This window comes from Micromonospora sp. C51 (assembly GCF_018070435.1).
In the GTDB taxonomy this organism is placed as follows: domain Bacteria; phylum Actinomycetota; class Actinomycetes; order Mycobacteriales; family Micromonosporaceae; genus Micromonospora; species Micromonospora sediminimaris.
The window spans coordinates 130,583-153,854 of record NZ_JAGPXQ010000010.1; the positions used below are offsets into that span (position 1 = coordinate 130,583).

A 23,272-nucleotide genomic window follows, 5' to 3' on the forward strand; every position below is an offset into this window, starting at 1 on the left:
CGGTGCCCGGCGGTCCGGATGTCCAACGTAACGCGCCGTCCGTGTTTCGGGTTTCGCGGGCGGCAATCCGCCCCGGACGATCCGTGGTCACGCCAGACGGCGTCACCGTACACCCTGGGTAGGGTGACGAGCGGGCCGCTGTGACCATGGCAGCCCCTCAGTGGAGGTCAAACCCGGCCGATTCTCCCTGTGTTCCCCGACACCTGGCTGTCTCCGATCGGACAGCCGCCCGACCGTCAGGCCCGGGTCGGCCAGGCCAACGGCGGGCTCGCGGGCGGGCGCTCACCGACCAGCTCGGCCAGCCGCTGCGTCCCGCGACGGCCCGCGATCCGGTACGCGGGGCCGCCCGGTGCCACCTCGACCAGCTCACCGGTCAGCCCGGCCGTGGCCAGGGCCGCACCGACCGCGGCCCACCGCGCCGGGTCACTACCGCCGAGGTGAAGCAGGAAATCGGGCGGATCGGCCACGCCGGCCGCGGCGAGCCAGAGACGCAGCCGCCGGCCGTCGAGCTGGAACCCCGGCGGCGGATGCTGCGTCGGGCCGCGCAACCAGGCCGCCGCGAGCGGCACGATCGTCCGGGTGTACGCGGTCCGCACCGCGTAGCGCTGGTCCTCGGTGGGCGCCCAACTGCTCCGGACACCTCGCTGGGCCAGCTCAGCGATGAGCACGTGCACCCGCCACGCCGCCTCCACCACCACCGACAACCGGGCCGTGCCGCCCATCCGGTGCACCTCGCCCGGGCCGGCGAGCAGCCCGGCCAGGTCGGCCACGGAGGGCTCACCGGTCTCCGCGCCGAAGAAGACCAGTTGCCGATCGACGCCGGTGACACCGGCCGACACCGGTGTCGGACGGTCCGCAGAGTCGTCGTCGGGCGGTGGGTCGACGGGGACGGGTCGACGGCCGGTCGGCCGACGACGGCGCACCGGTGAGGTCTCGGCGGGCGGTGGGAAGGACACCGGCAGCGGTTGCGCCGCCGGTGTCTCGCCGGAACCGCTCAGCGGCATTCGGGTACCTCGTCGAAGGCGCGTTTCAACTCCTCGGAGTCGAGCCGGCTGGTGTCCAGCGCGCTCGCGTCGTACTCCTGCTGGAGGGTTTCCACGGCGGCCTGGACACCGTCGTAGAAGGTGCTGGCCTCACCGGTGCCCAGGCCGTCGATGGTGGCCCGGGCCCGGCCGTAGGCGTCCCGCATCGACGCGAGCGAGGCGCGGAAGCCGGCGGAGACCTCCTCGCCGTGCTCGACCTCGGGCACTCCGGCCTGCTCCACCTTGCGCCGGGCGGTCTCGCTGGCCTGCTCGGCGCCGCTGAAGAGACGGACCAGGTTCTCCTTGGCCTGCGCCGGGGTGGTCTGCGCGGTCATCTGCTGGTCGGTGCTGTTGGTCAACTTGCTGATCTCAGCCCGCCAGGGGGTGAGCGCCGAACAGACCGAGGCGGCCCAGGCCCGTGGACTGGGTCCATCGGAGCCGCAGGCGACCAACATCATCAGCGTGGCCAGGACCACCGTGAACTTTCCGGCGGTTGCCGCCCGGCACGTACGCATGCGTTGCAGCGTACGGCTTCTCTTCCCGGTCGGCACCGGTCATCGGTACCGGGTCCGGACCGGCGACCGGTCCCCGGCCGGCAGACAGCTGCCGACCGGGGACCGTCGTGTGCCACGCGTCAGGCCTTGATCTCCTCCGGACGCGGGTCCGCGCTGCCGGAACCGCTGTCGGCGTCGTCGCCCATCGCGATGCTCTTGCGCTTGCTGAACACCACCGCCGCGACGACGATCAACGTCGCCACCACCGCGATGGTGACCCGCAGGCCGACGTTGCGGTCGTCGCCCACGCTCCATGCCACCACGGCCGGCGCGATCAGCAGCGCCACCAGGTTCATCACCTTGATCAGCGGGTTGATCGCAGGACCGGCTGTGTCCTTGAACGGGTCGCCGACGGTGTCACCGATGACGGTCGCGGCGTGCGCCTCGGAACCCTTGCCGCCGTACGCGCCGTCCTCGACCATCTTCTTGGCGTTGTCCCAGGCACCACCGGAGTTGGCCAGGAAGACCGCCATCAGGGTGCCGGCACCGATCGCACCGGCCAGGTACGACGCCAGCGCGCCAGGCCCGAGGCCGAAGCCGACCGCGATCGGCGCCAGGATCGCCAGCAGGCCGGGGGTGAGCAGCTCACGCTGCGCGTCACGGGTGCAGATGTCGACGACCTTGCCGTACTCCGGACGCTGGGTGCGGTCCATGATCCCGGGCAGCTCGCGGAACTGCCGACGGACCTCCATCACCACGGCACCCGCCGAACGGGAGACCGCGTTGATGGCCAGACCGGAGAAGAGGAACACCACCGCCGCGCCGATGATCAGGCCGACCAGGTTCTGCGGGTTCGACACGTTCAACGCGTTGAGGATCTCGGCACCCACGTCGGTCACCCCGGCGTCGGCGTACGCGGTGCGCAGCGTGTCGGTGTAGGAGCCGAAGAGCGCGGTCGCGGCCAGCACCGCGGTGGCGATCGCGATGCCCTTGGTGATCGCCTTGGTGGTGTTGCCGACGGCGTCCAGCTCGGTGAGCGTACGGGCGCCGTGCTCGTCGATGTCGCCGGACATCTCGGCCACACCCTGCGCGTTGTCGGAGATCGGGCCGAAGGTGTCCATCGCGACGATCACGCCGACGGTGGTGAGCAGGCCGGTACCGGCCAGCGCCACGGCGAACAGCGAGAGGGTGATGGACCCGCCGCCCAGCAGGAAGGCACCGAAGACACCACCGGCGATGAGCAGCGCCGAGTAGACCGCCGACTCCAGGCCGACGCTGATGCCGGCGAGGATGACGGTCGCCGGACCGGTCTGCGAACTCTTGCCGATGTCCTGCACCGGACGCTTGTTGGTCTCGGTGAAGTAGCCGGTCAGCGCCTGGATGGCGGCGGCCAGCACGATACCGATGATCACCGCGCCGATGACCACGCCGCGTGGGCCGAAGAGCGGGTCGCCGCCGTTCACGCCGAGAGTGGTCCGCCAGTCGTCGCCGAGCTGCGCCGCCCACGTCGGCTGGAGGTAGGCGAAGGTGGCCACCGCGACCAGCACCGCCGAGATCAGCGCGGAGAGGTAGAAGGCCCGGTTGATCGCGGTCAGGCCGTTGCGGTCGGAGGCGCGCAGCCGGGTGATGAAGACGCCGATGATGGCGACCAGCACCCCGATCGTGGAGATGATCAGCGGCAGCACCAGGCCGTCGGTGCCGAACGCGGCCCGGCCCAGGATCAGCGCGGCGACCAGGGTGGCCGCGTACGACTCGAACAGGTCGGCGGCCATGCCGGCGCAGTCGCCGACGTTGTCGCCCACGTTGTCGGCGATGGTGGCGGCGTTGCGTGGGTCGTCCTCGGGGATGCCCTGCTCGACCTTGCCGACCAGGTCGGCACCGACGTCGGCGGCCTTGGTGAAGATGCCGCCGCCGACCCGCATGAACATGGCCAGCAGCGCGGCGCCGAAGCCGAAGCCCTCCAGCACCGTCGGCGCGTCACCCCGGAAGATCAGGACGACAAGCGCGGCACCGAAGAGACCGAGACCGACGGTGAGGAAGCCGACCACGCCACCGGTCCGGAAGGCGATCTTCATGGCCGCCTCCCGGCCACCTTCCCGCTCCCGGGCGGCGGCCGCCACCCGCAGGTTGGCCCGGGTCGCCAGCCACATGCCGGCACCGCCGATGAAGGCGCTGAACAGGGCGCCGACCACGAAGAAGAGCGAGCGACCGATCTTCACCGCGACTTCGCTGCCGTCGGTGTTGTGCACCGGCAGCAGGAACAGCAGCACCACGGCGATCACCACGAAGATCGCCAGGGTCCGGAACTGCCGGAGCAGGTAGGCCGAGGCGCCCTCCTGCACGGCCCCGGAGATCTCCTGCATGTTGGTGGTGCCCTTGCCGGCGGCCAGCACCGTTTTCGTCAAGGCGGCGGCGAAGGCGAGCGCGACCAGCGCGATCACCGCGGCGATGACGACGTACGTGACATTGGCTCCGGTGAGGGAGATCCCGCCGCCCTCGGCGGCCAAGGTGTCGGACATCTGTGTCCTCCTGTGCCGAACAACGCGCCGGCCGGTGGAGACGCACCGTCCGGCGCCTGGATGCGAATTCGCAAGCGCGCGCCGATCCACCCGACGAACCAGCGCTCCACGCCCATCTGCGCTGGGTGCCGGGTGGATCACTTGCTGACAACCCGCGTACTCTAGCCGCCCCCCGTGTTCGAGGTCACACCGAGGTGGCGGCGGGTCTGGATGATCTCCGTCGCTGTGTTATGAACCGAAATCTGATATAGGAAGCGGTCCATGGTGATCCGGCAGCGGTCGTCCGGGGCGGCCAGGCCCTCGGTTCAGTGGTTGACCGGCCAGACCATCCGCACCTCGGTGCCGACGCCCTCGTCGACCGGACGAACCTGAAGATCCTCGACGAATCCGGCGAGCAACGCGAAGCCGACACCGGTGGTCAGGTCGTCCTCGTTCAGCGACTCGTTGGCCAACTGGTCGGCATCGAGCGCGGCCAGCCCGATGCTCGCCTCGATCGGCGCCCGATCGACCACCCGCACCGAGTACGCCCCCGAGTCGGACATCTCCACCAGCACCGGCTCGGCGACGCCGTACTGGCGGTGCAGGGCGACCGCCCGGGTGCACGCCTCACCGATGGCCAGGCGGACCTCGTCGAGCAGATCCTCGCGGACGCCCGCGCGCCGAGCCACCGCGACGCCGACCAGGCGGGCGGTACGCACGTGCACCGGCGCTGGCGAGAAGGAGAGCCGGACCGTGGCCATCACTGGTTGGCGCCGGTCGCTGCTTCGACCGTCGGGTACAGCGGAAACACCTGGTCCAGCGCGGTGATCCGGAAGATCTTGAGCAGCGGCTCCTTGTCGCAGACCAGGGCGAAGGTGCCGTCCGCGGTACGCAGCCGCTTGAGCGCCCCGACCAGCACACCCAGCCCGGTGGAGTCGAGGAAGTCCACCCGGCCCAGGTCGACGACCACGTGCCGGGCCCCGGCGTCGATCAGTTCCAGGAGCCGTTCGCGCAGCCGGGGGGCGGTGTAGACGTCCACCTCACCGCCGACCTCGAGCACCGTGTGCTCACCCACGGTCCGGGTCGCCAGTGACAGCTCCATCCGTCCTCCTCAGGCAGCCGTAAACTCTCTTGGCATCTAACCACTACCCCAGGGTCGGGCCGACGACTCACCGGGGCAGGTCCATCCGTACCCGGCACGCCGATTTCCCATTTCCGAACACCAGTGCGAGAGTGCAGGACGTGACCTCGGCAGCCACCGTATCCGCCGGCAGCGGCCCCGAGCGACCGCCCGGTGCGGTCCCGGCCGGTGCGCCGGTCGTGTCGCCGGGGGAACTGCTGCGCCGGCTACGCCAGCGACACCCCGCCGATCCGGTCACCCACGTCGAGCGGGTACCGCCCCGGGCCGGAGCGCCGGCGCCGTGGCCGTCCTGGGTTCCGGAGGACCTGCGCGCGGCGTACGCCCGACGCGGAGTGGTGACACCGTGGCGGCACCAGGCCGAGGCGGCCGGCCTGGCGTACGACCGCCAGCACGTCGTGGTGGCCACCGGCACCGCGTCCGGCAAGTCGATGGCGTACCAGCTGCCGGCGCTGGCCACGCTGCTCGCCGACCCGCGCGCCACCGTGCTCTACCTGGCACCGACCAAGGCGCTCGCCGCCGACCAGCTGCGCGCCGTCGCCGCGTTGGAGATCGAGGGCGTACGCCCGGCCTGCTACGACGGCGACACCCCGCGCGCCGAGCGGGAGTGGATCCGCAGGCATTCCCGGTTCGTGCTGACCAATCCCGACATGCTGCACCACGGCATCCTGCCCGGGCACGCCCAGTGGTCCGGTTTCCTGCGTCGACTGGCGTACGTGGTGGTCGACGAGTGCCACGTCTACCGGGGCGTGTTCGGCTCGCACGTCGCCCACGTGCTGCGCCGGCTGCGGCGGCAGTGTGCCCGGTACGGTCGCGCCGCCGGCCCGACGTTCGTGCTGGCGTCGGCGACGTCGGGCGATCCGGCCGCGGCGGCCGGCCGGTTGACCGGCCTCCCGGTGACGGCCGTCACCGAGGACGCCTCACCGCGCGCGGGCGTCACCTTCGCCCTCTGGGAGCCGCCGCTGCTCCCGCCGGACCCGTCCGCCGCCGGGCCCATGCCGGCACCACGCCAGGAGCGGACCGGGAAGTCAGCTGCGTCCGGGAAGCCTGACCCGGGGTCCGATCTGACCCAGGTTCGCCGGTCGGCGCTGCGGGAGACCGCCGACCTGCTCGCCGACACCGTCGCCGCCGGGGTACGCACGCTGGCCTTCGTCCGCTCCCGCCGGGGTGCCGAGGTGGTGGCGACCAGCGCCCGGCGCAGCCTCGACGAGGCGGTGCCGGGGCTCGGCGACCGGGTGGCCGCGTACCGGGCCGGCTACCTGCGCGAGGAGCGTCGCGAGCTGGAGCGGGCGCTGCTGCACGGCGATCTGTTGGGGTTGGCCTCGACCAATGCTCTGGAGCTGGGGGTCGACCTGATCGGGCTGGACGCGGTCATGATCTGCGGCTATCCGGGCACCCGGGCGTCGCTGTGGCAGCAGGCGGGCCGGGCCGGACGCTCCGGCCAGGAGGCCCTCGCGGTGCTGGTGGCCCGGGACGACCCGCTGGACACCTACCTGGTGCACCATCCGGAGGCGGTCTTCGGTGCGCCGGTGGAGGCGACCGTGCTCGACCCGGCCAACCCGTACGTGCTCGGCCCACAGCTGGCCTGCGCGGCGGCGGAGGCTCCGTTGACCGCAGCCGACCTGGAGCTTTTCGGTGACGGCGCCAAGGAGGCGGTGGCGGCGCTGGTCGAGGCGGGCGCGCTGCGCCAACGGCCGACCGGCTGGTACTGGCGGCACCGGGAACGGCCCGAGGTGGATCTGCGCGGCGAGGGCGGCGCCCCGGTCTGTGTGGTGGAGGCGGCGACCGGCCGGCTGCTCGGTACGGTCGACGGCGGCTCCGCGCACTTCCTGCTGCACGCCGGCGCGGTCTACCTGCATCAGGGCGTGTCGTACGTGGTCGACTCGCTCGACCTGGACGACGGATGCGCGCTGGTGCGCCCCGAGGAGCCGGACTGGTCCACTCACGCCCGCGACGTCACCTCGCTGTCGGTGGTCTCGGTGCGTTCCTACGTCGACGCCGGACCGGTCGGACTCTTCCTCGGCGAGGTGGACGTCACCAGCCAGGTGGTCTCCTACCAGCGGCGACGGATCGCCACCGGCGAGGTGATCGACACCCGTCCGCTGGACCTGCCGGCGCGTGAGCTGCGTACCGTCGCGGTCTGGTTCACCCTCTCCCCCGAGTCGCTGATCGCCGCCGGGGTGGATCCGGCCGACGTGCCGGGGGCGTTGCACGCGGCCGAACATGCCGCGATCGGGCTGCTGCCGCTCGTCGCCACCTGCGACCGGTGGGACATCGGCGGGCTCTCCACGGCGGTGCACCCGGACACCGAGGCCCCGACCGTCTTCGTCTACGACGGCCATCCGGGGGGAGCCGGCTTCGCCGAGCGGGCGTACGGCATGGCGGCGTCCTGGTTGCGGGCCACCCGTGACGCGATCGCCGAGTGCGGCTGCGAGGCCGGCTGCCCGTCCTGCGTGCAGTCACCCAAGTGCGGCAACGGCAACAATCCGCTGTCCAAACCGGATGCGATCCGGGTGCTCGACGTGGTGCTCGCAAACCTGCCGGAATGACCTGGCCGGGTATGAAAACCGGGGCCGCCGGGCAATGATGGTGGGAGCGCTTCCATAGAGCGCCGTGCTTGCCGTTCACTGTCCTTGCCAGCATGGAGGAGAGGCCGTGGCCGACACCATCGCCGAGACCGTCGACCTGCTCTACACCATCGACCAGGAGAAGCTCGACATCAACCAGCAGATCGCGTTGGGAACCGCGCTCGCCACCCTGGCCCAGGCCGAACGGCTGGATCAGATCAACGAACGTCTGCGCACCATCCATCTGCTGTTGACCACCATGACCCACCGTTCGGGCGTCGACGGCGTCCGCTGACCGGCGGACCCTGGACGCAGCCGTTGTCCGACTGTGCGACACTCCGGCGCACCACAATCGAGGAGTTCTCATGCAGCTCGACAGCTTGCAGGCGCAGCAACAGTTCCACATCCGCCAACGGGTGCGGTTCATGGTCAACCAGTACGAGGTGCACAGCGTCGCGCCGGACGGGTCCGAGGGCGGGGTGTTGGCGTTCGCCCAGCAGAAGCGACTCGCCTTCAAGGAGCAGGTGACGATCTACACCGACGAGTCCAAGCAGCAGCCGCTGCTCGGCTTCAAGGCGCGCCAACGCCTCGACCTCGGCGCCACGTACGACGTCACCGACGACGCCGGCAACCCGATCGGCCTGTTCCGGAAGGACTTCGCGCAGTCCCTGCTCCGCTCGACGTGGCACGTCGAGCAGGCCGGCCTGCCCAACGTCACCGGTCAGGAGCGCAGCATGCCGGTGGCGCTGCTGCGCCGTTTCGTCGACTCGCTGTCCTGGTTGCCGTACCACTTCGACTTCGTCGCGGACGGCCAGCCCGTCTTCTCCGTGGTCAAGAAGTGGGGTCTGCGCGACCGGTACGTCGTCGAAATCCAGAACCCGCAGATCGACCGCCGCCTGGTGATCGCCATGGCCGTCGCCCTCGACGCCCTTCAGGGCCGCTGACGCCGGTCCCCGCCTGCGATCCACCTGCCCCCGGGCCGGCCCGCTCGACCACCACGCCGAGCGAGCCGGCCCACCGGGACCGGTGGGCCGCACTGCGCGGCGGCCGGGACAGCGCCAGGTTCATGGCCGGCCGCCCGCTTCACGCCACGCAGCCACCGCACCAACCGCCCTCTGCCGGTACCCGGTCAGCCGCGCAGCGGGCCGGCCCGGCCGGTGGCCCTGGCGGACCGGGTCATTCCCGGCAACGGGCTCACGATCACCTCAGCGGTGACCAGCACATCCAGCCCATCGATCCGGCACCGCACCAGCCGGGCAGCGTTCGCGGCGACCAACTCCGCTGCCCGCGCGCACGTCACCGGCTCGTCCTGAAGGACCCGAGCCGCACCCGCGAGAGCGCCGAGATCGGCGGCCACCCCGGCCTGCTGCCGCGCCACCCGGGCCGCTCCCACACCCGCGCCGAACAGGCCCGCCACGACGAACAACAACACCACGCCGAGCAGGCAGATCGTGGCACCACCCCGCTCACCACCCCCGGCCGCCCGCCGGCCCGCCCGCCGGGCCAGCCAGCCCAGCTTCCACCCCAGCCAAAGCTGCCGCCGGGCAGTGCGACGCAGCCGACGGGCGTGACGGCAGCGCCCGGAAGCGATGGTGGCGGGACGAGCTTCGACCGCGCTCACGGTTGCGGCTCCGGCGCACCCGGTTCGACCGCCGCGACGGCCGTCGCCACGACGCTGATCGTGGGGAGATCGGTACCGAGGGCGCGGACGGAGACGCGGACCGTCGCCCGGACGTGCTCACCGTCCGAGGTGACGACCACCTCCGCACCGGCCGGTGCGTGCCGGCTGCCGGCGGCGGTGCCCGGCTCTCCCCGGGAGGCGGCCAACGCCGCCTCCCGGGCCGCGTCCAGGCACGCCGCCTTGGTACTCACCGCGTTGATCGTGGTCAGCCCGGTGAGCAGGAGCAGCACCAGCGCCGGCAGGCCGGCCGCCATCTCGGCGGTGAACGATCCCCGGTCGTGGCCGGCCGGCCGGCGCCCGGTCACTTCAGTGCCCGGTCGATGACGGCGGTCAACGCGGACTGCACACCGTCGGAGGTCAGCACCTTGAGCAGGACGCCGCCGAAGGCCACCGCGGCAAGCGTGCCGACCGCGTACTCCGCCGTGTTCATCCCGGCGTCCCCGCGAAGGCGGGCGAGGATTCTGCGCACGTGTTCGTCCTTTCTCGATGGGTTCACAGCACGTCGCCAAGGACAGCGACGATCACCGGCACCAGACCGGCGAGAATGAAGGCGGGCAGGAAGCAGAGCCCCAGCGGCAACACGATCAGCACGCCCGAACGGCGAGCGGCCGCCTCAAGCGCGACGGCCCGGTCTGCTCTCAGGTCGTCGGCGAGCCGGGTGAGCGCCCCGGCCAGGGCGGCACCACTGCTCGCCGAGCGGATCGCGGCCGTGGCCACGCGGTGCGCTCCTGGAACCGCCGCCAGATGTCCCCACGCCTCCTGGAGACCACCGCCGAGTTGCAGGGTCCGACCGACCCGGGCAAGTTGCCGGCCCAGCGGCCCGCCGAGCGCGTCAGCCACCGCGAGCAGCGAGCGTTCCACGGGCGCCCCGGCCCGCAGCGCCGCCGCCAGCAGGTCGGCGGCGAGTGGGAGGTCGGCTGCGGCCCGCAGTCGGCGACGGCGTACGGCCGGCGGCTCGATCCGCCGGAGCAGCCGGTCGAGCAGCACCGCCGTGGGCAGTGCCGCCACCGCGCCGGCCCAGCCTTCGACCAGTACCGCCACCGCCAGCCCGGACAGCCCAGCGGTCAGCCGGACCAGGTCCGGCCGCCACCGGCTCGAACCTCGTGACTCGGCTGCCGAAGCCTGTGCCGGACCCTCGCCGGCTGACCAGTGCCGCTGGACGGCCGGTGGCACCCGGCGAGACCTGACCCGTCGGGGCATCGAAGGCCAGAACCGCTGACCTGTCCGGTTGGCCGTCACGTGGCTGGACAGCCGGCGCAACCGACGCCGGGGCCGGTACCGGCCGACCGCGAGCGCGGTGACCAGGGTTGCACCGGCCAGACCACAGGCGACCAGTGGCGTCCCGGACATCAGCTGTCCCCGGACGAGGTGGCCGCGAGACGCTCCGCCCAGAGCAGCCCGATCACCTGAAGGCCCACGGCAGCGATCGCGCAAGTGCCGCCGACCGGGGTGTGCAGCAGCACCTGGAGTGGGTCCGCCCCGATCCCGTATCCCAGGCCGATCCCGCCCAGCGGCAAGGCAGCCAGCAGCCAGGCGGTGGCGCGGGCACCGGACGCCTGGGCCGTGGCCGCAGCCAACCCTCGGTCCGTCGATCGGGCGTCGGCCTCGATGCGCTCCACCAGATCGGCCAGTGGCGCTCCCGTACGCTCGGCCAGCCGTACCGCAGCCCCGGCCAGTCGCCCGAGGCGGTCTCCCGCCACACCGGGCGCGGCTCTGTCGGAGAGACGCTGCTCGGGCCCGACCGGCTGGCCGACGTAGCTGACGGCCTCGTCCGCCTGGACCGGTTGCGCCACACCTGCGGCGGCACTGGGTGACGAACTGGTCAGCACCTGCCCGGCCACCGGCACCGGCAGACCGACCCGCAGGTCCCCCGCCAGGGCACACAGTTGATCCAACCGCTCCCGGCGCTCCCGGTCGGCCCGGCCCACAGTTGCCCGACGGAGTATCGCCCGCACACCAAGGGTGCCGTAACCGGCCAGCGCCGTCGCGGCCACCGGACCGGCGAGCAGCCCCCCAGCCCCCGCACCAAGCAGGCAGGTCAGCACCAGGATGCGCCGCGGCGTCGCGAGCAGCGCCGGCGGTCGGCTCAGCCTCGGTGGGCGCTGGTCGGGCTGTTCACGGTGATCCGGCTGCTCGCGATGGTCGGCCGGTACCCGGTGATCGATGCCGCCTGCGGCGATCTGCTCCTCGTCGAGCACCGCCGTGCCGAGCGCCCGTGCCGTCAGCTTCACGGTGGCGGGGGCTGTTCCCCGTACGACCACACCGGGCACGCCACCAGGCCGATTCGGCCGCCGGCTGCCACGCGGCCCCGGCGGACGGGACGCGATCGGTGCTGTCGGCGGCCCCGACGTGGGCCAGGCGATCGGGGAAGCAGCTGGCCTGACCGGGTGGGCCACCACCGAGGACGGCGGTGCTCCCGTCGTCGGCCACCCGACACCGGTCGGCTCCGGACTGCTCCGAGGCGGGCCCTGCGGCTCCTCACGGTCCCGCCAACCACCCGCCTCCCGCAGGGCAACGACCCACGCGACCAGCGCATCGTCGGCTGCCTTCCCGCCGTCCCCGGACCACTTCGCAACACGTCGCCAACGCATCCGTCCTGCGAGTGCCAGCAGGACCGGCACCGCCGACACCACCCACCACCATGCGCCGCTCATGACGACACCGCCGACGCGGGCCACGGTTCGCACAGGACCGGCGGCACCGGCACATCGCGGTTGCGGATCAGCGTGCCGAGCGCCCGGGCCGCCAGGCCGAGCCCTCGGTTGCGGATCCACGCCGGGACGGCGGTGACCAGCCGGTCGGGCCCTTCCGGCAACAGCAGACAGATGGACTCCAGCATCCGGCCCTGCGGCGTACGGCGGATCTGGAACACCACCTGAAGCGCCGCTGCCACCTGGGCATGCAGCGCCGGACGTGGCAGCCCACCGAGCAGACCGAGCGCCTCCAGCCGGGCCGGCACGTCCGACGGGGTGTTGGCGTGCAGCGTCCCCGCCCCGCCCTCGTGCCCGGTGTTGAGGGCAGCCAGCAGGTCGACCACCTCCGCGCCCCGACACTCGCCGACCACCAGGCGATCCGGCCGCATCCGCAGCGCCTGCCGGACCAGCTCGCTCAGACCGACGGCGCCCGAGCCCTCCACGTTGGCCGTACGCGTTTGCAGACCCACCACGTGCGGGTGCACCGGCCGCAACTCGGAGGCGTCCTCGACCAGCACGATCCGCTCGGTGGTCGGGACCAGGCCGAGCAGCGTGTTCAACAAAGTTGTCTTGCCGGAGCCGGTGCCGCCGATCACCAGATAGGCGAGCCGGGCCGCCACCACGGCGGCCAGCACTGGTGCCACCGGCCGGGCCACCGCGCCCTGTGCCACCAGTTCGTCCAGCGTGAACGGCCGCTGCCGGAAGGTACGCAGCGACAGGTACGGCCCCTCGGTCGCCACCGGCGGTAGCACCGCATGCAGCCGCGTACCGTCGGCCAACCTGGCGTCGGCGCACGGCGAACCGTCGTCCAGCCGACGACCGGCCCCAGCCGCGAGCCGCTGCGCGAGTCGGCGAACGTCGTCCGGAGTGCCCACCGGCACCGGCACCTGGTGCAGCCCCTGCCCACGGTCGACCCACACCCGCGCCCCGTTGACAAGTACGTCCGTCACCTCGGGGTCGGCCAGCAGCACGGCCAGCGGGCCCGCGCCCACCAGGTCGTCGCGTACCCGGTCGGCCATCCGCAGCAGGGCATTGTCACCGAGTACGGCGGCGTCGGGCTCGGCGCGTACCGCGGAAACAATCGCGGCCGGGGTGACCGGCGTGGTGGTCGCGGCGATCCGCTGCCGTACCCGGGCCGCGAGGTTCTCCCCGGTCATGCCACACCCGCCGTGGGCTGGCCGCTGAGTTCGCTGACGATCCGCTGGCAGAGCTCGGCGAGCGGGCCGCGCCCACCGGCCGCCGGGGCCTCGCCCCGTTCCAGTCCCCGGCACAACCCGGGCTCAGGCCGTAGCGAACCAGCCAGTGGTAGACCGAGCGCTTTGGCGACCTCCGTGGCTCGCAGCCGGCCGGGAGCGGGACCCCGGACGATGACGGACAGGTCGGAACAGTGCGGTGCGACCGCAGTGACCACTCGGGCCGCTGCGGCGGTCGCCCTCAGTTCGGCGGGTACCACCACGAACGCCCGGTCGGCCGCCTGAAGTGCGGTCACCGCGGCGTCGTCCAGGTGGCGGGGCAGGTCGACGACCACGAAGTCCCGGCCTCGCCGGGCGGCGTCCAGGGTGGCGGCCACCGCCTCGGCCGGTACGGCGATCAGGTCGCCACGGTCCCAGGAAAGCACCACCAGATCGCCCCGGCTGGGCAACGCTCGCACCAGGGCGGGCGCGTCGACCCGCCCGTCGGCCCCGGTCAGCGCCGGCCACCGCAGCCCTTCCATCTGTTCCCAGCCGAGCACCAGATCCAGGCCACCGCCGAGCGGATCGGCGTCGAGCAGGAGGGTACGCAGCCGTGCCCGAGCGGCGGTGACGGCGAGGCCACCGGCGAGAATGCTGGCACCGGCTCCGCCCCGCCCACCGACCAGCGCGACCATCCGGGCCGAGACGGTGACCGCGCCCTCGACGCCGCATTCGGCGAACCGGTCCACCAGCCACGGCTCGGCCGCCGGCAACACGGCGACGTGCTCGGCACCGAGCAGGTCGGCCACCTGCCAACCGGACTCGACGTCGCCGGCCCGTCCCACCAGGACCAGCCCGGAACGCCGGGTAAGCCGCGCCCGCAGGCAGGGCTGCGCCTGGTCGCTGCCGACGAGAACCAACGGAGATGGCCGCCAGCGGGTGCGGGCGGCCGCCGGATCGGCGGCGACCTCCACCTCGACTCCGCCTGCGACAGCGAGCCGGAGCAGGTCGTCGAGCAGGTCACCGTCCGAGGTGACGACCAGCGGCAGGCGCCGGTCCGGTGGGACGGAGGTACGGGATGGCATCGCGGCCTCCAAGCGGTCGGCGCGGGTTCACTGCGTCGAACCCTGCCGCCGCTGCCGCCCCGAGCGCCGCCCCTGCCGGCTGGCCTGTGGACAACGAACCGCTCTGTGGACAACGCCCACAAGGGGCGTTGATCTGTTATGGGGACGGGCCGCACATCGCGCCTATCTCGACCGTCGCCAACCGTGGCGAAAGGTGACGCGCAACACGCATAATCGACGTCCTGTGCCGTCGGCAGAGAACGGCATCCCTCGCCGGATCGAGGTCATGACGCAGTCGCCAGATCATGAACATGCCCGTGTCGAGCCGAGACTGCGGGTCGGCCCCTGGCTGTTCGACCCACGTTCCCGCGCCCGGCAGTTGACGGCGCGCCCGGTTCCGCGGGCACTTCCGCCAGCGCCCGAGCCACCTGGCGGACCGGTCGTTCCGCCCCCGCCCATACGGTCGGCCGCCGTCACCGTCGAACCTGCCCACCGCGCTCCCGGTCGCATGTCGCACCGGCTGGTGCTGGCCGGCCTCGCGGCCGCCACGCTCGGGCTCATGCTCACTGTGCTGTGGCCGGCGACCGAGCCGCCGCCGGTCGCGGCCCCCGATGTGCCGTCGGACTGGGTACCTCCGCCTCCCGGCAGCCCCGGGTCCAACCTGGACGACGTTGCGTCCGCCGACGTGCCGTCGCCGTCGGCCGCGTCGTCCGTCGGCGGGGTCTCGTCCTCCCGACCACAGCTCAGCCGCAGGGCGACGCCGGCTCCTTCGCCCACCCGACCCGACTCGTCGACCGTGCCCGCCACACCAAGCACCGGCCCGAACCCCTCACCGAGCCGGCCAGCGAAACCGCCGTCGACCACTCGGCCGCCCCAGCCGGAGCACCTGACGCCTTTACCGGCATGGCGGGAGCGCGGGCTGCGATCGGTCAGCGGCGGCAGCGAAACCAGCATCGAGTTCGTCAACCTTCGCTCGCGATCGGTGATCGTGTACTGGTTGGACCACCAGGGCCAGCGGAGGCAGTACGCCGTGCTGCACCCGAGCGAGTCGCACCGGCAGCACACGTACGTCGGTCACCCCTGGGTGGTGACCGACCGCCGGGGCCGTGCGCTGGTCTGCTTCGAACCGAAGCGCACACCCGCCCGCGCCGTGATCGAATGACCGGGGTCTTTCCGGCCGTCCAACTGACCGGCTGCTTTCCCGAAGCACGCGGATTCGTGCTGCTCGACCCCGTGCGCCTGGACCAGCATCTCGGTGCGAGCAGCACGGGTCGCGACCTGCTGGAATTGTTCAGTACCACCGAGGCCGGTGACACCGTCGCCCGGGCGGGAATAGCGCTACCGCTGACGGGTGTGACTGCGGGGTACTACACCGTGCTGGTGCGACATGCCGCAGACCGTTCACCATGGCCCATTGCGGCCGTCTCCTCGCCGGGCTGGATCCTGGGGTCGAAGACCGGCTCGCTGTTGCTCTGCGGCCTCGGCTACCTCCGCCAATGGAGACCCGATCATTCGCACCACCGCCGCGTGGCGGTGCCACCCGGCTGGTACGAAACCGAAATCCGAGCGCACCCGCACGCCGAGGGGTCCGACGACGGTACGTACGAGTTCGTGCTGACCCCCACCCTGGCCCAACCCGCCTTCCGCGCCGATCCGACCCGACAGTTCGCGATCCTCTGACGCACGATCGGCTGGCCGGACCGGCGCCCGGGAGCGAAACGACCGGGTACCAAGCAGCATCCTCGGGCGGAGCGATCGCGCCTTGGACGTCGGCTTCCTCGGCGGCCCCGGTAATGGAGCGCTCACGGCACAAAGGGACGACCCCCGTCGGGGGGAGACGGGGGTCGTCGGAGGTTCGGCTCCGGGGGGGTCGAGCCGAACCCGCTCAGCGGTCACGGGGGGTGCAACCGCCGAGGGTCTGCCGGTGTACGAGATATGAATGCTCGTGCTGTGAACAAGTCTGCCTGAGCGGACCTGTGTACGTCGAGTGGTGTAGCCTCCACTCCCTGCGAAATCCTGTTCGTAGCGTGTGACCGCGGTCACTGTTCGCAGATGGGTGGGGGTCGGCCCGCAGGTCCGAGTGCTCTTCAGGCCCCGGGCACCCGCCGACCATAGACCATCGGGCTAGACTTTCGCGCCGTGGGCCGAAGTGCCGCTTTCTTCGATCTGGACAAGACCGTCATCGCCAAGTCGAGCGCCTTGGCGTTCGGCAGGCCGTTCTACCGGGACGGCCTGATCACTCGGCGTGACGTGGTCAAGTCGGCGTACGCGCAGCTGATGTTCCGGCTGGGCGGCACCGACGAGCAGACCATGGCCCGGACCCGCGACTATCTCGCCACGCTCTGCAAGGGGTGGCCGGTGGAGCAGGTCCGCCAGATCGTCGCGGAGACGCTGCACGAGCTGATCAACCCTTATGTGTACGCGGAGGCCGCCGCGCTGATCGAGGAGCATCAGGCCGCCGGTCGGGACGTGGTGCTGGTCTCCGCCTCGGGCGAGGAGATGGTCCGCCCCATCGGTGTGTTGCTCGGGGTGACCGACGTGATCGCCACCCGGATGGGCGTGGTCGACGGTCGGTACAGCGGCGAGGTCGAGTTCTACGCCGCCGGTCCCAGCAAGGTCGAGGCGGTCAGCGAACTCGCCACCGCCCGCGGCTACGACCTGGCCGACTCGTACGCCTACTCCGACTCGTACAGCGATCGCCCGTTGCTGGAGTGCGTGGGTCATCCTTCGGTGGTCAACCCGGACCGGCAGCTACGCCGCCTGGCGGTCGAGAACGCCTGGCCGGTGCTCGAGTTCCGGCACCCGGTACCGCTGGGTCGGCGACTGCGCGAGCGGCCCGCCGTTCCGGTCGCCGCGGCGGCGCTCGGCGTCGGTGTCGGGGTGGCGATCGGTATCGCCTGGTACGGCCGGCACCGCCGCACCCGCGCCGCCGCCTCGCCAGCCTGACCTGGCCGCCGGGGCACCGCGGCAGGACGAGCAGCCGGTACCTGGTCAGGCGGCCAGGATCTCGTCGCCGATCGCGGTGAGCTGGTCGGCGCCCACCTCGACGGCGGACATGTAGTGGCGGAGCCAGGATCGCAGGCCGTCCGGGGTGCCGGTGGCGAAGGCTCCGGCCGCACCCACGTACTCCGGCTCGCGTTCCCGGTGCCCGACATCGACGGCGAGCAGGCCACGGGGGTCGAATCCGGTGGAGAGCAACACGAGACGGGCCGCGCCCCGGGCCACCACGCCCGACGGGCCGGCGAACGGCCGCAGGTTGAGCAGTTCACCGTGCACGACGGCGGCCAGCACCAGCGGAGTGACCTGGGTGCCGCCGGCCACCAGCGTGGCCAGGGCGTCGAGCCGGGCGGCGACCACCGGGTCGTCGACCGGACGGCCCAGCTCGGCCTCGGCGACCACCTCGCGGGCGGCGAGCACGTGCAGCTTCGCCAGCGCCTGCCGAGGGGCCTTCGGCCAGAGTTCACTGAGCCCGGGCAGGGCGCCGGCCACCCGCAGCGCACCCTGGAGCACCGGTTCGGTGACGGTGCCGGCGCGTACCGTCTCCCGCTCGTGGTGGTGCCCCTCCAGCCCGGCGCTGGCCACCGCGGAGCGCAGGCTCACCTCGGCGGCGACCTGGCCGCCGTGGCGCCGCAGCGCCCGGTGGCCCAGTGCCCGGTCGAACCGGTCGCGGGCACGCTCCACGGCGGCGGTGATGTCGGCGAGGTCGAGCAGCGGCGCGAGCGGATCGGCGGTCACCCCGACACGTTAGCGACGATGCCGACGGCACCGGGCGGGAGTCACCGGCAACGCGATCCCCGCCACCCGCCCGCCCGGCGGGGACCGTCCGCCCAGGCCCGGCGAGGCCCGCCCGGCCCGGCGGGCCGTCCCCTGACGCGGCCGCGCCGGGAGGGACCGCAGTCGCGACATGCGGCATGTCGGGCTCTCACGTCGACGGGAAGGCCCGACATGCCGCAACCCGGGACAGCGACCTGCCGCAGCCCGGGACAGCGACCTGCCGCCACCCGGGACAGATCTGCTCTGCACCTCGGCGCGTGGGAGGGGCCGTTGAGCGACGGGCGCGTCGGGGATCGGTCGCCTCGCTCGGCCGCCGCGACTAACCTGCCCGGGAGAGACCCAGGTCACCCGAGCAACGAGGAGTCACCGCATGAGCGAGCGGCAGCGAGCGAATCATCAATGCAGCGCGCTGGTGCCTCAGGGCGGCACGAAGCGAAGCGGAGTGCCGGCATGAGCGAGGCATTGGCCAACCTGCTGAACGAGACGCGCCAGTTCCCGCCGCCGGCCGAACTCGCCACTGACGCCAACGTCACCGCTGACGCGTACGCCGAGGCGGAGGCCGACCGGCTCGCCTTCTGGGAGCGTCAGGCGGCCCGGCTGGCCTGGACCAAGCAGTGGGACCAGGTGCTGGACTGGTCCCGGCCGCCGTTCGCGAAGTGGTTCGTCGGCGGGCAGTTGAACGTGGCCTACAACTGCCTCGACCGGCACGTGGAGGCCGGCCGGGGCGACAAGGTGGCGATCCACTGGGAGGGCGAGCCCGGCGACAGCCGCACCATCACCTACGCCGACCTGCACAAGATGACCTGCCAGGCGGCGAACGCGCTCACCGACCTCGGGGTGACGGCCGGTGACCGGGTGGCGATCTACCTGCCGATGATCCCCGAGGCCGCGGTCGCGATGCTGGCCTGCGCCCGGATCGGCGCCACGCACAGCGTGGTCTTCGGCGGCTTCTCCGCCGACGCGCTCACCAACCGGATCCAGGACGCCTCGGCGAAGGTGGTCATCACCGCCGACGGCGGGTACCGGCGCGGCAAGCCCTCCGCGCTCAAGCCGACCGTCGACGAGGCGGTGGCGAACTGTCCGTCGGTCGAGCACGTCCTGGTGGTCCGGCGTACCGGCGAGGACGTCGGCTGGTCCGAGCGGGACCACTGGTGGCACGAGACGGTGGAGCAGGCGTCGGCCGAGCACACCGCGCAGTCGTTCGACTCCGAGCACCCACTGTTCATCCTCTACACCAGCGGCACCACCGCCCGCCCGAAGGGCATCCTGCACACCACCGGCGGTTACCTGACCCAGGCGGCGTACACCTCGTACGCGGTCTTCGACCTGAAGCCGGACTCCGACGTCTACTGGTGCACGGCGGACATCGGCTGGGTGACCGGTCACTCCTACATCGTCTACGGCCCGCTCTCCAACGGCGTGACCCAGGTGATGTACGAGGGCACCCCGGACACTCCGCACAAGGGCCGCTTCTGGGAGATCGTCGACCGGTACCGGGTGACCATTCTCTACACCGCGCCGACGCTGATCCGCACGATGATGAAGTGGGGTGAGGAGATTCCGGCCGAGTACAACCTCTTCTCGCTGCGGCTGCTCGGTAGTGTCGGCGAGCCCATCAACCCCGAGGCCTGGATGTGGTACAGGCAGCACGTCGGGCGAGGTGAGCTGCCCATCGTGGACACCTGGTGGCAGACCGAGACCGGCAGCATGATGATCTCGCCGCTGCCGGGCGTGACCGCCGCCAAGCCGGGTTCGGCGATGACCCCGCTGCCGGGCGTCGTCGCGGACGTGGTGGACGACCAGGGTCAGTCGGTGCCCAACGGCGGTGGCGGTTACCTCGTGCTGCGCGAGCCGTGGCCGTCGATGCTGCGCACCATCTGGGGCGACGACAACCGGTTCATCGAGACGTACTGGTCGCGGTTCGGTGCGGGTGCCACTGGCGACGCCAACGACCCGTGGATCTACTTCGCCGGTGACGGCGCGAAGAAGGACGACGACGGGCACGTCTGGCTGCTCGGCCGGGTCGACGACGTGATGCTGGTGTCGGGGCACAACATCTCCACCACTGAGGTGGAGTCGGCGCTGGTCTCGCACCCGTCGGTGGCGGAGGCGGCGGTGGTCGGCGCGACCGACCCGACCACCGGGCAGGCGATCGTCGCGTTCGCCATCCCCCGGGGCAGCACCGAGATCTCCGGCGAGGCGGGCGAGCAACTCATCGCAGAGCTGCGCAACCACGTGGCGAAGACGCTCGGCCCGATCGCCAAGCCCCGGCAGATCATGCTGGTGCCGGAGTTGCCGAAGACCCGCTCCGGCAAGATCATGCGGCGGTTGCTGCGGGACGTGGCGGAGAACCGCTCGCTGGGCGACGTGACCACGTTGCAGGATTCGTCCGTGATGGACCTGATCGCCTCCGGCATGAGCGGCGGCAAGTCCGACGAGGACTGACGACAGGCGTACGACCCGAAGGGTGGCGGTCCGGCATCGGGCCGCCACCCTTCGTCATGTCGAGGTACGCCGCAACCGGATCGAGATGTGACAGTGAAAACGCCTGCCAACTAAAAGGTGCAACAAATTCGGCTGCGACTCTTCCCACCAGCCCCAGTAGTCCCTAGGTTCACCACTGGCCCCATTCACGGGGGCCGTTTTCGCCGGCCCGCAACCCCCGACGGGCCGGTTCCCTCAATCCGGAGGTACCACGTGCGGAAAGTCGCAGTGGGTCTGCTCGGACTCTCGTTGACGGCGACAGGACTGACGGTCGGCCCATCCGCCGCCGCAGCCGCGCCGCAGCCGGAGACCCCGGCAGCCGCCCCGTCCATCGCGGAGCCCGCCCACGCCGAACACGACCTACCGAACCCGCTGGAGGCCAAGCGCCGCGCCCTGCGTCAGGAGGGTCTCAGCGAGGTGCTGTCGGGCAGAGCCAAGGCCGAACGGATCAACGGCAGCACGGTGGTCAAGGTCGGCGAGCGGGCCGCCCGTGGCGGTGAGGCCGGTCGCAACGCCAAGGCCACCAAGCGCGGCCGGGGCCCCACCGAGAAGCAGTACGTCGAGCTGTCCCGGGAACAGACCGACCAGATCTTCGTGATCCTCGCCGAGTTCGGCAACGACCGGCACCCCAACTACCCCGACCAGGACACCGACCCGGAGATCCCCGGGCCGACGAAGTTCGACGGGCCACTGCACAACGAGATCCCCGAGCCGGACCGGTCGGTGGACAACTCCACCGTCTGGCAGGCGGACTACGACGCCGACCACTACCGCAAGCTCTACTTCGGCACCGAACCCGGTGACGAGTCGGTGAAGCAGTACTACGAGGCCCAGTCCTCGGGCCGGTACAGCGTCGACGGCGTGGTCACCGACTGGGTCAAGGTCCAGTACAACGAGGCCCGGTACGGCCGCTCCAGCGGCTACCCGTGCGACGGGATCGTCTGCAACAACGTCTGGGCGCTGGTGCGCGACGCCGCCAACCAGTGGGTCGGCGACCAGAAGGCCGCCGGGCGGACCGACGAGGAGATCGCCGCTGACGTGCGGGCGATGGACGAGTGGGACCGCTACGACCACGACGGTGACGGCGACTTCAACGAGCCGGACGGCTACATCGACCACTTCCAGATCGTGCATGCCGGTGGCGACATGGCCGACGGCGACCCGATCCAGGGCGAGGACGCCATCTGGAGCCACCGTTGGTACGCGTACGCCTCCGACCAGGGCCGCACCGGGCCGTCGAACTTCCCGGCGGGCGGTACCCAGATCGGCGACACCGGCGTCTGGATCGGTGACTACACCATCCAGCCGGAGAACGGCGGTCGCAGCGTCTTCTACCACGAGTACGCTCACGACCTCGGCCTGCCGGACGACTACAACGTCATCAGCGGGGGCGACAACAACAACGAGCACTGGACGCTGATGGCCCAGAGCCGGCTCGGCGCCAAGAACGACGGCGGTATCGGCGAGCGCGGCGGCGACCTCGGCGCCTGGAACAAGCTCCAGCTCGGCTGGCTCGACTACGAGGTGATCGTGGCCGGGCAGAAGCGGACGCTGACCCTCGGCCCGCAGGAGTACAACACCAAGAAGGCCCAGGCCGCCGTGGTGGTGCTCCCCGAGCGGGAGTACACCTTTGACAACGGCGCGCCGTTCGAGGGTGACAAGCAGTTCTTCTCCGGCAACGCGGACGACCTCAACAGCACCATGACCCGGACGTTCGACCTGGCCGGGAAGTCGTCGGCGACCCTGTCGATGAAGGGCCGCTACAGCATCGAGGCGGACTACGACTACCTCTTCTTCGAGACCTCGGTCGACGGCGGACAGACCTGGACGTCGCAGAACGGCACGGCCGACGGCGAGCCGCTGAAGGAGATCTCCCCCGGCCGGTTCGCGCTGGACGGCAGCTCCGACGACGAGTGGGTCGACATCGCGATCCCGCTGGACCAGGTGGCCGGGGAGAGCGTCGCGTTCCGGTTGCGCTACCAGACCGACGGCGGTGTCTCCGAGGGCGGCTTCTTCGGTGACGCGGTCACCCTCACCGCCGACGGCGAGACCGTCTTCACCGACGGTGCGGAGTCCGACGCGGACGGCTGGACGTTGGCCGGCGGGTTCGAGGTGGTCGAGGCAACGTACACGCGGAGCTTCGCGAACTACTACATCGCCGGCACCCGGCAGTACATCTCGTACGACAGGTACCTCAAGACCGGCCCCTACTTCTTCGGGTACGAGAACAGCAAGCCGGACTACGTGGACCACTACGCGTACCAGGAGGGGCTGCTGATCTCGTACTGGAACACCCGGTGGGCGGACAACGACACGTTCGCGCACCCGGGCGAGGGCCGGAACATGATCATCGATGCCCATCCGCGGCCGATCTACAACCTGACCGGGCAGCCCTGGCGGGCCCGCATCCAGGTCTACGACGCGCCGTTCGGCCTCAAGAAGGCGGACTCGTTCACGCTGCACCTGAACAGCCAGCCGCAGTACATCCGTGGGCAGGCCGCGCAGCCGCTGTTCGACGACACCAAGAAGTACTGGTTCCCGGAGCTGCCGAACCACGGCGTGAAGCTCCCGGCCACCGGCACCAGGATCAAGGTGCTGGAGCAGAAGGGGATCTACACCAAGGTCCGCTTCTCCTGATCCGCTGGACCGACGACGTGCTGCCCCGGGCGGACCACCCGCCCGGGG

At 71.6% G+C, this 23,272-nt stretch carries 21 protein-coding genes; 8 read left to right on the plus strand and 13 right to left on the minus strand.

Translation table 11 applies throughout. The features are described 5' to 3' along the window. Window positions 1-236: 236 nt before the first annotated feature. The 5 genes from KBX50_RS14190 to KBX50_RS14210 all read right to left on the minus strand — a co-directional run bounded on the left by KBX50_RS14190 (window position 237) and on the right by KBX50_RS14210 (window position 5,116). Complete coding sequence (locus tag KBX50_RS14190; RefSeq protein WP_210937501.1) at window positions 237-1,004, minus strand: hypothetical protein; 768 nt, start codon at window positions 1,002-1,004, stop codon at window positions 237-239. Further along, window positions 995-1,537 carry a hypothetical protein gene (locus KBX50_RS14195; RefSeq protein ID WP_210937502.1) on the minus strand — a complete coding sequence of 181 codons (543 nt, stop codon included), beginning with the start codon at window positions 1,535-1,537 and terminating at the stop codon, window positions 995-997. Before KBX50_RS14195 ends, KBX50_RS14190 begins: the two co-directional genes overlap by 10 nt. A gap of 119 nt (window positions 1,538-1,656) precedes the next feature. Continuing rightward, a complete protein-coding gene (locus KBX50_RS14200; protein ID WP_210937503.1) occupies window positions 1,657-4,035 on the minus strand; it encodes a sodium-translocating pyrophosphatase in 2,379 nt (792 codons plus the stop codon). 305 nt (window positions 4,036-4,340) lie between these two features. After that, window positions 4,341-4,775, minus strand: a complete 435-nt coding sequence (locus tag KBX50_RS14205; RefSeq protein ID WP_093404069.1) for an ATP-binding protein — start codon at window positions 4,773-4,775, stop codon at window positions 4,341-4,343. Beyond that, window positions 4,775-5,116, minus strand: coding sequence for an STAS domain-containing protein (locus tag KBX50_RS14210; protein ID WP_093404068.1), 342 nt, complete (start codon window positions 5,114-5,116; stop codon window positions 4,775-4,777). The genes KBX50_RS14205 and KBX50_RS14210 overlap by 1 nt, the downstream gene beginning before the upstream one ends. A 140-nt stretch (window positions 5,117-5,256) precedes the next feature. On the opposite strand from KBX50_RS14210, the gene KBX50_RS14215 reads away from it, so the two are divergent. From KBX50_RS14215 to KBX50_RS14225, 3 genes are all read left to right on the plus strand, one after another. After that, on the plus strand, window positions 5,257-7,701 hold the full coding sequence (locus KBX50_RS14215; protein WP_307870951.1) for a DEAD/DEAH box helicase: 2,445 nt from the start codon (window positions 5,257-5,259) through the stop codon (window positions 7,699-7,701). Between the two features lie 106 nt (window positions 7,702-7,807). Continuing rightward, window positions 7,808-8,014 carry a hypothetical protein gene (locus KBX50_RS14220; RefSeq protein ID WP_093404067.1) on the plus strand — a complete coding sequence of 69 codons (207 nt, stop codon included), beginning with the start codon at window positions 7,808-7,810 and terminating at the stop codon, window positions 8,012-8,014. Window positions 8,015-8,084: 70 nt separating this feature from the next. Then, a complete protein-coding gene (locus KBX50_RS14225) occupies window positions 8,085-8,663 on the plus strand; it encodes a hypothetical protein (protein ID WP_210937504.1) in 579 nt (192 codons plus the stop codon). A gap of 185 nt (window positions 8,664-8,848) precedes the next feature. On the opposite strand, the gene KBX50_RS14230 is transcribed toward KBX50_RS14225, so the two are convergent. The 7 genes from KBX50_RS14230 to ssd all read right to left on the minus strand — a co-directional run bounded on the left by KBX50_RS14230 (window position 8,849) and on the right by ssd (window position 14,350). Further along, window positions 8,849-9,247: an Rv3654c family TadE-like protein gene (locus KBX50_RS14230; protein WP_247673704.1), complete on the minus strand. Its 399-nt coding sequence runs from the start codon at window positions 9,245-9,247 to the stop codon at window positions 8,849-8,851. An 89-nt stretch (window positions 9,248-9,336) separates the two neighbouring features. Beyond that, window positions 9,337-9,705, minus strand: a complete 369-nt coding sequence (locus KBX50_RS14235) for a TadE family type IV pilus minor pilin (RefSeq protein WP_210937505.1) — start codon at window positions 9,703-9,705, stop codon at window positions 9,337-9,339. Then, the gene (locus tag KBX50_RS14240) at window positions 9,702-9,830 is read right to left on the minus strand and encodes a DUF4244 domain-containing protein (protein ID WP_205808979.1); all 129 of its coding nucleotides are present in this window, start codon (window positions 9,828-9,830) and stop codon (window positions 9,702-9,704) included. The genes KBX50_RS14235 and KBX50_RS14240 overlap by 4 nt, the downstream gene beginning before the upstream one ends. Window positions 9,831-9,892: 62 nt before the next feature. Next, window positions 9,893-10,600 (minus strand): type II secretion system F family protein, encoded by a 708-nt coding sequence (locus KBX50_RS14245; protein WP_210937533.1) that lies wholly within the window; start codon window positions 10,598-10,600, stop codon window positions 9,893-9,895. A gap of 149 nt (window positions 10,601-10,749) precedes the next feature. After that, window positions 10,750-11,631, minus strand: a complete 882-nt coding sequence (locus KBX50_RS32815; RefSeq protein WP_307870952.1) for a hypothetical protein — start codon at window positions 11,629-11,631, stop codon at window positions 10,750-10,752. Window positions 11,632-12,050: 419 nt separating this feature from the next. After that, window positions 12,051-13,250 carry a TadA family conjugal transfer-associated ATPase gene (locus KBX50_RS14255; protein ID WP_210937506.1) on the minus strand — a complete coding sequence of 400 codons (1,200 nt, stop codon included), beginning with the start codon at window positions 13,248-13,250 and terminating at the stop codon, window positions 12,051-12,053. Continuing rightward, a complete protein-coding gene (ssd, locus tag KBX50_RS14260; protein WP_210937507.1) occupies window positions 13,247-14,350 on the minus strand; it encodes a septum site-determining protein Ssd in 1,104 nt (367 codons plus the stop codon). The genes KBX50_RS14255 and ssd overlap by 4 nt, the downstream gene beginning before the upstream one ends. A gap of 487 nt (window positions 14,351-14,837) precedes the next feature. On the opposite strand from ssd, the gene KBX50_RS14265 reads away from it, so the two are divergent. The 3 genes from KBX50_RS14265 to KBX50_RS14275 all read left to right on the plus strand — a co-directional run bounded on the left by KBX50_RS14265 (window position 14,838) and on the right by KBX50_RS14275 (window position 17,275). Beyond that, entirely contained in the window at window positions 14,838-15,491 is a 654-nt protein-coding gene (locus KBX50_RS14265; RefSeq protein ID WP_247673667.1) for a hypothetical protein, read from the plus strand. Next, window positions 15,488-16,009, plus strand: a complete 522-nt coding sequence (locus KBX50_RS14270) for a hypothetical protein (protein ID WP_210937508.1) — start codon at window positions 15,488-15,490, stop codon at window positions 16,007-16,009. Before KBX50_RS14265 ends, KBX50_RS14270 begins: the two co-directional genes overlap by 4 nt. A gap of 459 nt (window positions 16,010-16,468) precedes the next feature. Beyond that, window positions 16,469-17,275 carry an HAD family phosphatase gene (locus KBX50_RS14275; protein WP_210937509.1) on the plus strand — a complete coding sequence of 269 codons (807 nt, stop codon included), beginning with the start codon at window positions 16,469-16,471 and terminating at the stop codon, window positions 17,273-17,275. 45 nt (window positions 17,276-17,320) lie between these two features. Here KBX50_RS14275 and KBX50_RS14280 read toward each other — a convergent pair whose 3' ends face one another. Continuing rightward, window positions 17,321-18,064, minus strand: coding sequence for an oxidoreductase (locus tag KBX50_RS14280; RefSeq protein WP_210937510.1), 744 nt, complete (start codon window positions 18,062-18,064; stop codon window positions 17,321-17,323). Between the two features lie 489 nt (window positions 18,065-18,553). On the opposite strand from KBX50_RS14280, the gene acs reads away from it, so the two are divergent. Further along, a complete protein-coding gene (acs, locus tag KBX50_RS14285) occupies window positions 18,554-20,548 on the plus strand; it encodes an acetate--CoA ligase (RefSeq protein ID WP_210937511.1) in 1,995 nt (664 codons plus the stop codon). Window positions 20,549-20,815: 267 nt separating this feature from the next. Further along, window positions 20,816-23,224 (plus strand): immune inhibitor A domain-containing protein, encoded by a 2,409-nt coding sequence (locus KBX50_RS14290; protein ID WP_210937535.1) that lies wholly within the window; start codon window positions 20,816-20,818, stop codon window positions 23,222-23,224. Window positions 23,225-23,272: the final 48 nt, after the last annotated feature.